Source organism: Streptomyces xinghaiensis S187 (assembly GCF_000220705.2).
GTDB classification, from domain to species: domain Bacteria; phylum Actinomycetota; class Actinomycetes; order Streptomycetales; family Streptomycetaceae; genus Streptomyces; species Streptomyces xinghaiensis.
The window spans coordinates 4,706,058-4,720,126 of record NZ_CP023202.1; the positions used below are offsets into that span (position 1 = coordinate 4,706,058).

General features: G+C 69.2%; 17 protein-coding genes and 2 pseudogenes. 9 read left to right on the forward strand and 10 right to left on the reverse strand.

Going from position 1 to position 14,069, the window contains the following annotated elements:
- Positions 1-77: 77 nt before the first annotated feature.
- A complete protein-coding gene (locus SXIN_RS20185) occupies positions 78-692 on the reverse strand; it encodes a hypothetical protein (protein ID WP_095757320.1) in 615 nt (204 codons plus the stop codon).
- A gap of 2 nt (positions 693-694) precedes the next feature.
- Positions 695-1,450, reverse strand: a complete 756-nt coding sequence (locus SXIN_RS20190) for a hypothetical protein (RefSeq protein WP_019711472.1) — start codon at positions 1,448-1,450, stop codon at positions 695-697.
- 308 nt (positions 1,451-1,758) lie between these two features.
- On the opposite strand from SXIN_RS20190, the gene SXIN_RS20195 reads away from it, so the two are divergent.
- Positions 1,759-2,865 carry an LLM class flavin-dependent oxidoreductase gene (locus tag SXIN_RS20195; RefSeq protein ID WP_019711471.1) on the forward strand — a complete coding sequence of 369 codons (1,107 nt, stop codon included), beginning with the start codon at positions 1,759-1,761 and terminating at the stop codon, positions 2,863-2,865.
- Between the two features lie 174 nt (positions 2,866-3,039).
- Positions 3,040-3,240 (forward strand): hypothetical protein, encoded by a 201-nt coding sequence (locus SXIN_RS30990; RefSeq protein WP_157916317.1) that lies wholly within the window; start codon positions 3,040-3,042, stop codon positions 3,238-3,240.
- A 78-nt stretch (positions 3,241-3,318) separates the two neighbouring features.
- On the opposite strand, the gene SXIN_RS20200 is transcribed toward SXIN_RS30990, so the two are convergent.
- Entirely contained in the window at positions 3,319-3,882 is a 564-nt protein-coding gene (locus SXIN_RS20200) for a dihydrofolate reductase family protein (protein WP_019711470.1), read from the reverse strand.
- Between the two features lie 230 nt (positions 3,883-4,112).
- On the opposite strand from SXIN_RS20200, the gene SXIN_RS20205 reads away from it, so the two are divergent.
- Complete coding sequence (locus SXIN_RS20205; RefSeq protein ID WP_019711468.1) at positions 4,113-4,325, forward strand: hypothetical protein; 213 nt, start codon at positions 4,113-4,115, stop codon at positions 4,323-4,325.
- A 71-nt stretch (positions 4,326-4,396) separates the two neighbouring features.
- On the opposite strand, the gene SXIN_RS20210 is transcribed toward SXIN_RS20205, so the two are convergent.
- A complete protein-coding gene (locus SXIN_RS20210) occupies positions 4,397-4,828 on the reverse strand; it encodes a DUF1707 and DUF2154 domain-containing protein (RefSeq protein ID WP_019711467.1) in 432 nt (143 codons plus the stop codon).
- Between the two features lie 11 nt (positions 4,829-4,839).
- Here SXIN_RS20210 and SXIN_RS20215 point away from each other — a divergent pair.
- Positions 4,840-5,991 (forward strand): annotated as a pseudogene (locus SXIN_RS20215) (IS200/IS605 family accessory protein TnpB-related protein); the annotation flags it as partial.
- Between the two features lie 328 nt (positions 5,992-6,319).
- Here SXIN_RS20215 and SXIN_RS20220 read toward each other — a convergent pair.
- The gene (locus tag SXIN_RS20220) at positions 6,320-7,147 is read right to left on the reverse strand and encodes a ribosome-inactivating family protein (RefSeq protein WP_157916318.1); all 828 of its coding nucleotides are present in this window, start codon (positions 7,145-7,147) and stop codon (positions 6,320-6,322) included.
- A gap of 59 nt (positions 7,148-7,206) precedes the next feature.
- Positions 7,207-7,755, reverse strand: coding sequence for a hypothetical protein (locus SXIN_RS31310; RefSeq protein ID WP_157916319.1), 549 nt, complete (start codon positions 7,753-7,755; stop codon positions 7,207-7,209).
- 438 nt (positions 7,756-8,193) lie between these two features.
- Between SXIN_RS31310 and SXIN_RS32375 the strand changes: the two are divergent.
- From SXIN_RS32375 to SXIN_RS20230, 3 genes and pseudogenes are all read left to right on the forward strand, one after another.
- A pseudogene (locus SXIN_RS32375) lies at positions 8,194-8,346 on the forward strand (helix-turn-helix domain-containing protein); the annotation flags it as partial.
- 249 nt (positions 8,347-8,595) lie between these two features.
- The gene (locus SXIN_RS20225; RefSeq protein ID WP_238154039.1) at positions 8,596-9,477 is read left to right on the forward strand and encodes a hypothetical protein; all 882 of its coding nucleotides are present in this window, start codon (positions 8,596-8,598) and stop codon (positions 9,475-9,477) included.
- A 440-nt stretch (positions 9,478-9,917) separates the two neighbouring features.
- A complete protein-coding gene (locus tag SXIN_RS20230) occupies positions 9,918-10,331 on the forward strand; it encodes a hypothetical protein (protein ID WP_019711464.1) in 414 nt (137 codons plus the stop codon).
- Between the two features lie 280 nt (positions 10,332-10,611).
- Here the strand turns inward: SXIN_RS20230 and SXIN_RS20235 are convergent, their stop codons facing one another.
- Together SXIN_RS20235 and SXIN_RS20240 are read right to left on the reverse strand one after the other, a co-directional pair.
- The gene (locus SXIN_RS20235) at positions 10,612-11,136 is read right to left on the reverse strand and encodes a GNAT family N-acetyltransferase (RefSeq protein WP_019711463.1); all 525 of its coding nucleotides are present in this window, start codon (positions 11,134-11,136) and stop codon (positions 10,612-10,614) included.
- A 9-nt stretch (positions 11,137-11,145) separates the two neighbouring features.
- Positions 11,146-11,841 (reverse strand): DUF6629 family protein, encoded by a 696-nt coding sequence (locus SXIN_RS20240; protein ID WP_019711462.1) that lies wholly within the window; start codon positions 11,839-11,841, stop codon positions 11,146-11,148.
- Between the two features lie 243 nt (positions 11,842-12,084).
- Between SXIN_RS20240 and flK the strand changes: the two genes are divergently transcribed.
- Entirely contained in the window at positions 12,085-12,525 is a 441-nt protein-coding gene (flK, locus tag SXIN_RS20245; RefSeq protein ID WP_019711461.1) for a fluoroacetyl-CoA thioesterase, read from the forward strand.
- A gap of 197 nt (positions 12,526-12,722) precedes the next feature.
- Positions 12,723-13,052: a DUF190 domain-containing protein gene (locus tag SXIN_RS20250; protein WP_019711460.1), complete on the forward strand. Its 330-nt coding sequence runs from the start codon at positions 12,723-12,725 to the stop codon at positions 13,050-13,052.
- Here SXIN_RS20250 and SXIN_RS31555 read toward each other — a convergent pair.
- Entirely contained in the window at positions 13,034-13,276 is a 243-nt protein-coding gene (locus tag SXIN_RS31555) for a hypothetical protein (protein ID WP_019711459.1), read from the reverse strand. The genes SXIN_RS20250 and SXIN_RS31555 overlap by 19 nt on opposite strands.
- 211 nt (positions 13,277-13,487) lie before the next feature.
- Complete coding sequence (locus SXIN_RS20260; protein WP_019711458.1) at positions 13,488-13,985, reverse strand: YbaK/EbsC family protein; 498 nt, start codon at positions 13,983-13,985, stop codon at positions 13,488-13,490.
- Positions 13,986-14,069 lie beyond the last annotated feature (84 nt).

A 14,069-nucleotide genomic window follows, 5' to 3' on the forward strand; every position in this document is an offset into this window, starting at 1 on the left:
GCGGTGCTCCGGAGGGCCGTGTCCGCGCGGCCGGGCGCGGTGCGGAGTCGTGGAGGAGGGCCCCGCGCACCGGCCCGCTACGTCCCCGTGCCGCCCCCGGCCCGGGTCCCGGGCCGGCTTCCCGGCGCGGGGAGGACGGGACGCGTTCCGCCGCCCTGCGGGCACACCCAGGAGGCGGTCCCGTCGACGACCTCGGCGACCGGGGGGTGGCCGTGCCCGCGGACCGGGCACGGGGGAACCGGCGCGCCGCCGGCCGCCTCCAGGACGGCCTCCTGCAACTGCCCGGCGAGGAGAGCCACCGCCTCGGCCTCGCTCAGCCCGTCGCCGAGGAGCACCTCCACGGCGGAGCCGTCGCGGAAGGCCAGCGTGACGGCCACGGGGGAGGCCCGGTGCTCTCCGCCACCCGGCGCGGCGTTCTCCCCGGCGCCCGCTCCGGTGCCGTGGGCACGCCCGTCGCCCGCCGGGCCCCCGTCGTTCGACCTGCCCTCGTCGTCCGTCCGGCCCCCGTCATCCGTCCGGCTCTCGTCCGAGCGCACCCGCAGCCGGGAGGTGAAGGCCGCCGGGCCGGGCTCCGGTGCCGCGGGCCCGTCCGGTGCCCCGCCCGTCACCTCCAGGGTGTGACCGGCGGGGTCCCCGAGCTGGCGCAGGATCGCCTCCGCCCAGCTCCGTACGGCGGTGGTGCCGGGGCCCATCGCTACTTCTTCGCCTTGACGGCGGCGGCCCAGGTGAGGGTGCCCACCCCGGGCCGCCCGCCGATCCGCACCGGGAAGGTCATGTGGTCCTGGAACTGCACGACGTCATCATGCCGGACCGGCTTGAGCGTGCCGTGGAAGAGGTAGTTCTTCCCCACCACGTGACCGGCGTTCCTCGGCATCGCCTTGCCGTTCTTCCACCACGAGACGCCCCTCTCCCGGACCGGGCCGGTGATGACGGACTGCACCCGCGCGGAGATCCGGAACCCCCAGTTGATCGTGGAGTGGCGGCAGTTGAAGCGGGCGTGGAGGGTGCCGTTGGCGTCGCTCCAGCTCGGGTTCTTGTCGCAGCGCAGGATGGCCGGTCCCCGGCGCTTCACGTCCGGTGCCGCCGCGGGGGTCCGGGCTCCGGCCGGCGGAGCGGAGAGGGCGGCGGCCGGGGGCGTGCCCAGGACGGACCGCAGCTGTTTCCGTTCGGCGCCGGTCAGCGCGGGCGCGGAGCCGTCCGGTGCCGCGTCGAGCGTGATGCGCAGGGTGGACTTCCCGCCGTCCCTGACGGCGGTCGAGGTGAAGGTCCGCTTCCCGGCCGGGGCGTCCGCCGCCGTGCCCGGGTGGGCCGTGGCCGCGGCCGGCTGTCCGGCGTTCCCGGGCACCGGCTTCGCGGGTACCGCGTGCACCGCCCCGGTGGCGGGAGCGGCCAGCGCCAGCGCCAGCGCCAGCGCGCTGATCACCGTGGTGTTCCTCACTGTCTTGAGCATGTGAACTCCCCCGTGCCGCCGCGAAGTCGCCGAGGGCACCCTGCCCCCGGGGCGGCGGCGCGCGGCCATCAATCTAGGAGAGACGGGCGGCTGATTGGAGGGGTTCCGGAGCAATTGGCGATATTCGATCCGCTCTGTCTCATTCGCCCATTTATGTGATGAGCGGTGCGGGGAGGGCGGCGGGAAGGGCCGGGAATAACCGGAGTAGCTCTCCGGTTGTCCGGCCGGCACGCGGGAACGCGCACGCGGACCTCGGCAAGCGCGCCGCGTGAGCGCCCGGACAGAGACCCATCAGGGAGGCAGGCCGCATGGCCACCGAGCACGACACCATCCGCGGCACGACGCGGGGCACCGCCCCGGTCCCGCTGTCCGTCCTGGACCTCGCCACCGTCGGCAGCGGATCCACCGCCGAGGACGCGCTGCGCACCGGCACCGAACTGGCCCGTACCGCCGAACGCCGCGGCTACCACCGCTTCTGGGTGGCCGAGCACCACTCGATGCCCGGTATCGCCAGCTCCTCCCCGGCCGTGATCCTCGCCCACCTCGCCGCGCACACCGAGCGCATCCGGCTCGGCTCCGGCGGCGTGATGCTCCCCAACCACGCCCCGCTGGTCATCGCGGAGCAGTTCGGCACCCTGGAAGCCCTCGCGCCCGGGCGGATCGACCTCGGCCTCGGCCGCGCCCCGGGCACCGACGGCGCCACCGCCGCCGCCCTCCGCCGTACCGACCGCCTCAACGAGGGCGCGGACGACTTCCCGCAGCAACTCCTCGAACTGACCCGCTTCCTGGACGACGCCTTCCCCGACGGCCATCCGTACAGCCGCATCCACGCCGTCCCCGGCCCCGTCCAGGCCACCTCGCCCGGCGGGGTGCAGTCCGCCGGCCGGCCGCAGGTCTGGCTGCTCGGCTCCAGCGGATTCAGCGCACAGCTGGCGGGCTCCCTCGGACTGCCGTTCTCCTTCGCCCACCACTTCTCGGCGGCGAACACCCTTCCGGCCCTTGAGCTGTACCGGGAGTCCTTCCGCCCGTCGGCGGTCCTCGACGAGCCGTACGCCGCGATCGGCGTCGCGGTGCTCGCGGCGGAGGACGAGAAGGAGGCCCGCCGCCAGATCATGACCGGCGCCCTGTCGATGCTCCGCCTGCGCACCGGCCGGCCCGGCCTCGTCCCGACCCCGGAGGAGGCCGAGGCGTACCCGTGGAGCCCGCGGGAGCGCGGCTTCGTCGACAGCTGGGTCGGCAACATCGTCCACGGCACCCCGGAAGCGGTCCGCGAGGGGCTGGACGCACTGGCGAAGCGCACCGGTGCCGACGAGATGATCCTCACCTCGAACGTGCACGGCGCGGATGCCCGCCTCCGCTCGTACGAGCTGATCGCCGACGCCTACGGCATGCCGGACGGCCCCGCCGCGGCCTGAGCCCCGGGGTCCCAGGCGGCCCGAGCCACCCGCGCCCCGCGAACACCCCGACGGCCCAAAGATGTTCGCGGGCGCCCCCGCGCCCGCGCCCGCCGGGCGGGGCGACCTCCTGTCCGTGCGGCCCGGCACGGTACGGAACGTCACGGGGAGCGACGGGGAGTGCGGGGGGCTGCGATGGACCTGCCGGAGCGCATCGCCGCGGTGCGCGCGGGAAACGGCGAACCGGCCGCGATGGCCGGGGAGTTCCGGCGCACGGCGGTGCTGCTTCACTGGGACCCGGATGTTGACCGTTCACAGTGGAACTTCGCGAGCCACCACCGGCCGACTCGCCCTGCTGGACCGCCGCTTCGTGAATACCTGCCGGTCAGAGAATAGGACGCCACCCGCTACGCGCGTATCGACAAGCAGCAGGACACGCTTCCCCGCGGGCTGATGGGCAAGGCGGCGGGTCGGCTAACGCGCCACGCGGTAGCGGAGGTGGACGACTTTCGAGTTGAAGGTGCGGGTCTCGACGAGTTCGAGATCCACCCGGCGCTCGTGCCGGGGAAAGAACGGGATGCCGCCGCCCACCAGTACCGGGTAGACCATGGTCCGGTACTCGTCGATCAGACCCAACGCGGCCGCCTCGGCGGCCAGGGTCGCGCCGCCGATCGCGATGTCGCCCTCGCCCGGCTCGGTGCGCAACCGTTCGATCTCCTCCGCCAGGCCGCCGGACGCCAGGCGGGCCTGGCCCCGCACCGCCGACAGCGTGGTGGAGAACACCACCTTCGGCAGCGGCTTCCACAGCGCGGTCCACTCGCGCATGGCGTCGTCGAGCGAGGGGTCCTGGTCGGCGGTCTCCCAGTACAGCATCGTCTCGTACAGCCGTCGTCCCAGCAGGTGGACGCCGACCTCCCGGGTCTCGTCGATCCAGAAGCGGAAGACCTCCTCGTCGGGTGCCCCCCAGTCGAAGTCGCCGTCCGGCCCGACGATATAGCCGTCCAGTGAAACGCTCATCGAGTAGGTCACGCTGCGCATCGGAGTCCTCCTTGGTGACGGGTTCGACAGTACGACCGCCGGAGGCCGCAGAACTCATCACGGCGCGCGGGAAGCCTGGGCCGAGTCGCCTCACGAGATCATTCGTCGGGTCAGCCTCGCTGGACCCCAGAAGGTCCCGCCGACGGTGCGGCCCGCCCAGAAGAAGGTCAACACCCGGTTCGACACCTGGGAGATCATCCCCGCCACCGGGGGCCTTCACCACGGTGGCCATGGCCGATGACGCCCGGGTTCTGCTGACGGCCCCGGTACGGGACGCCGACGCGTCCGGTGGCAGCCGGGCCGAGCCTCTGCCGTTCTCCCAGACCGAGTTCGTCACCCTGCTGAAGCGACTGGACTCCGCGGCCGCCGCGGGCGTCGGGTACGACCTGAGCTTCGACGGAGAGGGGCAGGTGGCCAAGCTGCAGTCCGTCTACAGGCCGTGAGTTCGTGGGGGGACGGGGACGGGGACGGCGGGCGCAGAGCAGGTGATCCCGGGAGTCCGGAAGATCGGGCATCAGCGCCGCGCGTGGCGGATCTTGAGCCGTCCGAAGCCCATGGTCCCGGCGATACGGATCTTCGGACCGCCGGGGCGGGTGCGCTGCCGAGGCTTGTAGAGCCGGTCCTTCCACACGGTTTGGAGATTCTCGGTGTCGACGACCGCGTCGCGAGGCACCGTGATCTTGGCTCTGCCCGTGCCGAGTTGCAGCTCGATGTCCACCACCGGGTGCTCGATGACCGCGCGGGACAGGTCCAGGTGCACCTTTCCGAAGGCGGACTCGACCTTGAGACGCCGAGGCACCCGCCAGGCGCCGCGCCGCCGGATCCGTCCGCTGAGAGCGGCGAGGGTGGACGTGGTGTCCGCTGTGCCCTGGGGGAGGGACGCCAGCGCGGGCGCGAGGTCCCCGGGTGTCCTGGCGGTGAGCACCCGGTGGAGGCGTTCGTCCATCTCCTCGTGGGTCCGATCGTGAGGCCGGTGTCGTGCACGTGGCGCGGGGCGGGAAGCGACTGGCCCGCAACCGGCACAATCTGCAAGCCGCCCAGCTGACCGAGTACAAGTGACGCAGGCGCTGGGATGCCGGACGCTGGTTCCTCCAGGCAGACGGGGAGTCGGGGAAGCGTTTCGGGAACGAGACCATCCGCGTCAGCTCCGACGGCGAGGTCAGCATCAGGCTTCCGGCTCCGCTGGCGCACCTGGCCAACGCCCCGCACGGCCGGTATGTGCTCGACGGCCGGATCACCTTCCGGCACCGCGGCGAAGAGTGGGCCGACCGCGTGACGGCGAACCGTGCTGTCGCCTACCGCATCCACCTGGACGCGGACCGGAACCGCTGGTACCTCACCGCGTCGTGGACGATCCCGCCGGCCCAGACCGTTCCCCTGACCGCAGCCAGAGCGAACGGGCTCATCGGTGTGGACACCAACGCCGACCACTTCGCAGCGTGGCGTCTGGACGAGCACGGCAACCCGACGGGTGAGCCCCGCCGATTCCTCTACGATCTCGACGGGCCGGCCACCTACCGGGACGCCCAGGTCAGGCACGCCCTCACCCGCCTCCTTCACTGGGCACGGCGCGAAGGCGTCTCCATCGCGATCGAGGACCTGGACTTCGGCGCGGACAAGACGCGGGAGAAGCACGGCCGCAAGAAGCGGTTCCGCAAGCTGATCTCCGGTATGCCCGTCGCCAAACTGCGGGCACGGCTCGTGTCCATGGCCGCCGGCCTCGGCATCACCATCGTCGTCGTCGACCCCGCCTACACCTCCCGCTGGGGCGCCGAGCACTGGCAGAAACCCCTCAGCAGCAAGAACCGCAAGACCACCCGCCACGACGCCGCCGGCGTCGCGATCGGGCGACGCGCTCTCGGGCACCGCGTCCGGCGACGGACGGCACCGCCCCCACACGACCAGAGAGATCGTGTGGGGCATCGGACCGCCCAGGCCGGACACGGCACCCGCGGGCGTGAGGAAACCCGCCCCCGCATCCCCGGACCACGGACACGATCCGTGTCGCCGGACGCGGCGCGAACGCGGGTGACCAGCGCATCCACAACCGTTCGGGATGCGCCAGCTGACCAGGCATGGGTCCAAGACTCACTCCTGCTCGCTGATTAGGAACGGTTCTTCGGGAGCGACGCTCTCGGCCTGGCGGTCTTCGAACGAGTGCGCTCCCTGCTGGAGGGAACGGTCGAAGTCCGGGTGTCGAAGAGCCAGGTCGCATTCCGGCACCCACGCGTTTCGCCTATCTCTGGGTGCCCGGCCGGCTCGTCGAGGCCGCCGACCGTGCGACTGGAGCGGGCGTGCCAACGGCCGGTCGTGAGGGCACCGGCGGGGGTTGCGGCCACGGACAGCGAAACGGGCCGCCGACTCCGTCGACGGCCCGTCATGAAAGATCGAGGCTAACGGCCCGTTGCGCCCGACTCGCAGCCGCCGCCTCGAAACTCTATCGCCTCTTGACCAGGTAGACGACCCCAAGCAGAAAGGTGGCGCTGTAGGCCCTACGGCTCCCGCCATGCTGGCCGTCGAGAAGATATCGTCCGCGCTCTCGGTCCCAGTCGCCGTCTTCCAGTGCAGCCCTGATGTCACCGCCCATGTGGTTCCAACTGGTGATGACGTCGGCATGTGCTCCGACATGCCATGCACCGTCCTGGCGAAGCGCGTTGTACACTTCGTGATTGATCATCCTGTTACGGGCGGTTTCAGCGAGTGTGACAGCCATGAGTTCCAGCGCGCTCTGAAGCGGACTGCCCACGCCCGTCTGGCTGTTGTGCAGCAGGCTGTCGACGGCTCCCCTGATGTTGGCTTGATCGACCGTGATTGTGGCGAGGTCACGATAGTTCTCGGGAAAGCCGAGCTGAACTCTGTTCGCACCTCGGAGGAGTTCGTCGGGAACCCCAGCTCCCCGGAAGTGGTAAAGAGTGTTGTTGGACCGCCGATAGAACCCCCGGATATACAGGTCGTCCGGGTCCACGACGAGTTGAACTTCATCGGCGTCGAGATAGTTGAGGTGGCCGACCCCGACCAGGCCCCAATTCCGAGTTCCCTCATCGCCTGTTCCGATGAGCCTACGGGTGAACCCGTGAGGCCCGACTGGTGTGGGATCTGGATCCGCGAATCTTTCGCGCATACTGCAGATCAACCTCTGAACCGCAAGAGCGAATTCCAGCACGGCGTCGGACTGCTCCACGCTCGTCGTGAGCGTTGCCACCCGAGCAGGGGTCTTTGTCGTTGCCACCGTGGAGCTGGGGTAGATCCACGAGGTTGCGAGCATCAGCGTGATGATCCCGGCCAGGACGCGAATCCACAACCAAGTGATTCCTTTCGGGGCGCTCACGAGACGAACTCCGCCTCAGCACGCAGTGTGCCGTTGGTGAACCGTCCACCGTTGGACCAGTACTTGATGGTGAATGTCTTGCCGGGTTCCAGGTCGCCGGTGTCAATGAACGTCGCCCCATTGGCGCCGTCGCAGTGATTTTTCTTCTTGGTGCATACCCAGTCCCATGTCACCCGCGAAGGGCCTTCGAGGATCTCAATCCAGTCCCACTCCGAGTACGGGCTGCGATGGGAAGGGCCGATCCAGTGAACGGATACACCGGTCATCCCAGGTGCCTGACTTGGTGCCGCGTCAACGATCAGAAAGTCTGTGTTGATCGAAGCGGCTCGCGCCTTGTCGCCTGCCTCTGAAGATCGCGTGGACAACGAATCGTCGTTCGTCCCGACCTCCCTCTCACCTCGGTCACGCTCCTCGGCGGCGGGCACGCCAGGCTTGGCGTTGACCTGCCCCACCGAGCTGCCAGGCCCCAAAGCAACGATTGCCGTGACCGTGACGATGACAAAGACGCCGGCTGCAACCCTGCGCCGAACACTCATTCTTTTCATGCAGTGTTCCCTAGCTTCGGGGACGAGGCCGTCCCATCCTGATCAGTACGGTGGCTGTCCACCACTGCACCGAAGACTCACAACTACTCGTACCTCCACCAGAACGCATCCCATCCGCGTTGTGCCATTCCCGGACGCGTGTCCATGCTCGTCACTGCCGCACTGTGGTCGCATCGGCCATCGTCTGCGGGAGACGTCAGCCGGCGGGACCGCTGTGCGGAAATGAAGGCGGTCTTGCCGTGGTGGCCATCTCACCTTGACCGAAGCGGCCCTCACATCACCAGAGGTCTGAGGGAGAATGGGATGTCAGAACGTTCCACCCTGGTTGTCCTGCAGGAATGCGGGTCGGTGGGATAGCCTCTGAAACGCAACGCAACGCAACGCAACACAGCACGGCAAGAGGCCCGGAGCCCGGACATCATGTAAGCGGGGGCACTTATGACGGATGCCGAAGTGGGTGGCTTGGCGGAGCTCCTCCAGGAGCTGAAGGGGCGCACTCCCTTCAGCTACAGCGCCCTTGCCAAGCGGCTGGGGACAAGCCCTTCCACACTCCACCGGTACTGCCACGGCACCAGCGTGCCCACCGACTACGCTCCCATCGAGCGCTTCGCCCGCCTGTGCAAGGCCACCCCCGCCGAACTGAGCGAGTTACACCGCCGATGGGCCAGGGCATACGCCCACCGCGCATCCGCCGTGCCGACAACTCCCCTCCCTCAAGATCCGGAAGGCGAGCCTGTTCCCCGTCCCCCTTCCTCTCCGGGACGACCTGGACACCACGCTCCGCAGCCTGATCGAACCCCTGGAATCAGCCTGCGTCGACGTCGTCTGCTTTCCCCGGTCGTGATCTCGGCCGCCGTACTCCTCGTCGGCGGCATCACCGCAGGATTGCTCTCGAACCGCTCGACGGACGGGGCGCGGGGCGGAACCGCGGATGCGGCCCCTGACGAGAAGCCTCCAGCGTCCCATCACGCCCCGCCACCCGACTCACCCACCCACATTGATGCGGCACTTCCCACACCGGACAGCCTTGACCGTGATGGCCTGGACCGTGCGCCGGACAAGTACTGGCTCTTCTCCAGCGATCACTACATCCGGGTTCGCCTCTCCACGGAGCAGCACTCAACCAACCCCGTGCATGACCAGTTGACACCTGTCTCACCAATCGTCCGATGGACCGGAACTCTCAATAAATTTCCAGAGTTCCGGAGCGGCATCGACGCGGCGCTGCATGTCCCGGGTCATCAAAACGAGTACTGGGTGTTCTCGAGGGATAAGTACATGCGAATCAGGATCGCCGACACCCCGCCGTACTACGAGGACACGCTGCTGGACGGCCCCAAGCCGATCAGTGATGATTGGAAGAATATTTTTAGAGGTCTCCGACTCCACGACATCGATGCTCTGATGCCGGTGCCGGACGATCCGGAGCAGGTATGGGTGTTCGCTGGAGAAAAGTACGCCCGGGTAAAAATCGGCGTAGAAACTTCGAGCAGGAAACCCAATGGAAGAGTAAAAACGGGCCCGATGAATATCGGCGAGGGGTGGAAGAGTACTTTCGGTAGTACTCCAGGATTCAAAAACGGTATCGATGAGGTGGTGCCCGTGCCAGGAGATCCGAATAAGTACTGGGTTTTTTCGGGAGCGCAATACATGAAGATCAACGTGACCGATACCGAGTACATGGACACGGTGGATCAAGCCCCCCGAAAGCTCTCACTCTGAGGAATCTTCCCAGCCTCGATGTTTCGTGACGGTCCGTCGGCGGAGTCGGCGGACCGTACCATCGCGTTCGCGGTATAGCGCTTAGTACTCCAGTCCGGTTTCGCGATCTGGCCGGTGGGTTCGTCAGCCGACCGTCGTCGGGCCACGCCTCGGCCGCGTCGGCGTCCAGCACCCGGCACGGCGAACGCGTGCTGATTCTCGCACTATCCGAATTCGGTATCGTGCGCCATTTTGTTCGTGGTATTACCATCCGGCGTCAGGGTGAAACGGCGCAATGGTGCACCGGGGGGAAGTGCGACCTCACGCAGGATTTTCCGTCAGCGCCACCGTGCTCCTTTTCGATGGTCCCGGAACCGGTTGACGATGCCGAAACGAGCGCACCATAAACACGTCCGCACGGGCCGGAATTCGGCCCGGCAGTGATGAGACAGGAGTTGCACATGGCTCAGGAAGTCGTGGCCACGTTTGCTGGTCCACTCAGCTCGTTCTCCGTCAACCTCACCATCAACAATGGAAGCGGCGCGCAGGTCCAGTCGTTCGGTATCAGCGGCCGTACCGCCAAGTTCCCCGTCACGTGGGACAGCATGGGCAGCTTCTCCGGCCCCGCGACGCTCACCAGCACGGTCGGCGTGAACACCGAGGTGGTGATCGCCAACTTCTCCGGGTTCGCCCCCGGGGAGCAGGTGGCGTTCAGCGGAATAGACCCCGACTTCACCGGCTCCGCGTCGGCCGGAGTGCGCATCCTCGACATCGCCGGGTCCCGGGCCTACGTCCTCTTCTCCGACGGAACGACGGCCTTCGGTGAGTTCGAGGCCACCACCGCGGGAACGCTCCGGGCGGTGATGTCGAAGTAGCCGGACCGTCAGGCGGGCGAAAGGCCGATGAGGGAACTCGGGGGGACCCTCCTTGGCCTTTTCGTCATGGAATTCGGTGGGCTCCTTGCGGGCAGCAGGATCCATTCCGGGTGAAACGGCTCGCGCCGGCCTTCCCGGCCGCCCTCGCCACCGACGGGCACTGAAGCGGTCCACCGGTGTCCGCACCGCCCGGCTCGCAACAGCGAACCGATCTCCTCCACCGTCCCGGCCCGTGGTCTGGCCGGTCTCCGCTGCAGCACGCCGGACCGTGCTCGCTCGATCACGGCCGCAGGCCGTCCGGGTCGCGCAGGTCGCGCAGGTCGCGCAAGTCGCGCAAGAAGCGGAGACCCGGGCGGCCGTCCAGTTCCGTTTCGCAGATTGCGGTGAAGCCCGTGCGGGCCAGTACGGCCCGGGAGCCCGCGTTGTCGAGGGTGGTCGCGGCGTGCAGCGTCGTCAGGCCGTACTCCGTGGCCGCGAGAGTGCACACCTCGCGGACGGCTGCCGTGGCCAGGCCCCGTCCGGTGGCCCGCTCGGCGATGCGGTAGCCGAGCTCCGCCGAACCGTCCGTTGCCGCGTCGACCAGGTTGACGCGGCCCAGTACCTCACCGTCGTCGTCCACCAGGACGTGGAAGAAGCAGACGCCCGCGGCCTGCTCCTCCAGGAGTGCGCGGTGGCGGGCGTCGAAGTGCGCGAAGTAGGCGTCGCCGCGGTCGGGGACGGCGGCGGCGAAGAAGGCCCGGTTCTCCCGTTCGAACCCGAGGACGGCGGAGGCGTGATCGGGACGGAGAAGCTGGAGCCGCGGCATCCCGTCAGGCTAGACGACGGGGTGGGGGTGCCGTGGGCGGCGCGGGGCCCCGGCTCCCGTCCGCCGCCACACCCAGAGCAGCATCAGTACGGACGCCACCGCCGCGAACGCGCACCAGGTGGAGATGAATTCCGTCCGCCACAGCGTCCCGCAGACCACCGCGCCGGCCGCCATGACGGCACCGAGCAGCCGCAGCAGGCGGTCGGTGGACAGCAGCAGGGCGCCGAGCGTGGCCACCAGATACCCGGCGAGGACCAGCGGCAGCAGCGGTACGTCGACGGCATAGCCGATGGTGCGGCCGCGCACCTCGGCCGTGACGGTCCCCGTGGCCAGGGAGTACGCGAGGACGGCCGTGGTGGCGCAGCCGGCCGCGACCGTTACGGCCCGGAGGACCGGAACGACGGTGAGCCCTTCGGTTGCCCGCCCGGGCCGGAGGCCCGTACCCGCCCGATCGGCGAGCAGCACGCCGAGCGGGATCCACAGTGGCAGCAGGGGCAGTGCGATCGCCGCCCAGGCGAGGGCGAGAGGGCCGGAGCCGCCGCCGTGGCGCCAGAGATACGACTCGATGATCTGGTGGGCGCCGAGCAGCAGCGGCAGAGCGGCGAGGGGCAGATCGCCGCCGCGGCGCACTCCGGCCAGCGTGGCCACGCCGACCGCGCAGATGCCCGAGCCCGTCACGAGATCGGCCGTCGCACTCCAGCACATGGCACCACCCGGGGAACGGAGGCCGGGACACCGCCGTCCCCACGCTAGGCGACCACGGGGTACCCGGCCACCGGGGCTTCCTCCCCCCGGCGCGGCGGTGGACGGACCACCGGGCGCCGCCGGGGGCACGGGGTTCGCGGCCGGGATGGTTTGCTCCGAATGGCACGGTCGACATGAGTGTGCCCGCTGCGCTTTCCTGTGCAGTGCGAATGTTGTGGCGAGTTGCCTACGAGGAGTCATGGGATGCGGGAAGGCCTGCTCACCGGAGAGAAGTTCACTCATCGCTACCGTGTCCCCCGGGACAAGACGGTTCCGCACCTGTACCGGGAGTCCCCGGAGTTCTCCACGTTCCCGGAGGTCTTCGCCACCGGGTTCATGGTGGGACTGATGGAGTGGACCTGTGTCCGTGCGATGGAGCCCTACCTGGAAGCGGGAGAAGGCAGCCTCGGCACCGCGATCTGCGTAGCGCACACCGCCGCGACGCCGCCCGGGTTCACGGTCACGGTCACGGCCGAACTCCTGGGCATCGAGGGGCGGCGGCTGAAATGGCAGGTGACGGCACACGACGGGGTGCACGAGATCGGTGCGGGGACCCATGAACGCGCCGTGATCGACGTCGAGCGCTTCACCACGAGTCTGGAGAAGAAGATCGGCCGTGCCTCCGTGGAGACCGGGGAGAGCTGACCGGTGTCCGCCGGTACCCCGCCGGGCGTGCGGTGCCTCACGGCGTTGCCGGATCTCCCGCGTGCGCCCGCCGGACACGGGAGATCCGCCGCCGCGCCGCGGCCGCTGCCGGACAGTGCGCCGCGGCCCGGTGCGGGAGGGCGGCCACCACCCGCGCGGGACTGCCGGCGGAGTACGGGCGGGGGGCGGAGCGCTTCATGAGTCTGCCGGGTCCGGCGGTCAGGGTCACCGTGTTCGTCTCGGAGATGGACACCCGTGACGGGACGCCGCTGTGCGCCGAGATCCTCCGCGCGGCGCGTGAGTGCGGGCTGGCCGGCGCCACGGTGTCACGGGGCGTCGAGGGCTTCGGCCGGCCCTCGGTGCTGCACAGCGACCGGCTGCTGTCGTTCAGCGACGACCTGCCCCTGCTGATCACCATCATCGATGCCGAGGAGCGGATCCAGGCGTTCCTGGAGGGTGCCGAACATCTGCTGGCCGGCAGCCTGGTCGTCCTGGACGAGGTCCGGGCCTACCGGACCGGGCCCTGACCCTCCGTCGCTTCCTCCGAGCTCGGTGTCCGGCTCGGTTCGTCCGCGTACCCCGGCCGGGCCGGGCGCGGCTTTCCCACGGGCCGCCCTCCGAAGCGCCGGCCGGCCAGGGCGGCGAGGACGATCATCGCGCCTCCCGTGCCCTGGATCAGGCCGATGTGCTGCCCGGCGGCGACGGCGAACACGGCGGCGAAGAGCGGTTCGGTGGCCAGGATCAGGCCCACCCGGGCCGAACTGGAGCCGCGGGCCGCCCGGAGCTGGATGAAGAAGGCGTAGACGTACCGGGACCGCCGGGATCGGATAAGGGCATGTGCGGCTCATCGGACTGGTGAGAGCGCCTCTGCGGCGTTCGGTAAACTGTCTGCATTGACTATTATGCCGAACGCCGCAGAGCGGTAAAAACCCTCGCCGGAGCCTGGTGCCGGGAGGGTGCGGTCAGACCGCTGGTGCCGCGATCGGCTCCAGCCGGGGCGAGGTGATGGCGGCGTAGTCCTTCACCCGCAGAGCCATGGAACGGTCCAGCCGCGCCGCGTTGAAGAAGATCTCCTCCTTCTCCAGCAGGGACGGATCCACGATCAGTTCCAGGTCGGGGTGGAAGGAGAAGGGCAGAATCGCCCCCGCCACGCTCCCCGCCAGGCGCTCCGCGGTCTCGGCGTTCGCGAACGACACGTAGGTGCCGCCCAGCAGCCGCTTGATGCCGTTCAGATCGACGCGCGCGTCACCGGGGACGACGGCGAGCACGTACTTGGTCACCTTCTTGCCCAGCTTCACCATCACCACGATGCACTTCGCGGCGTCGGCGACATCATTGCCCCTCATCGGGCTGACGATCTCGGTGCGTCCCTCCGGCTCGTGGTCGATCAGCCGGTATTCGGCACCGTGGTGGTCGAGCAGCTCCACCAGCTTTTCGTACAGGTCCAGACCGGTTTCCAACGGACGCCTCTCAGTGGGTGCGGCACGGGGAATGGGTGACGGAGGTGCGGTGTGCCGCCGCTCCGCCCCGCCGCCCGCCCGAGG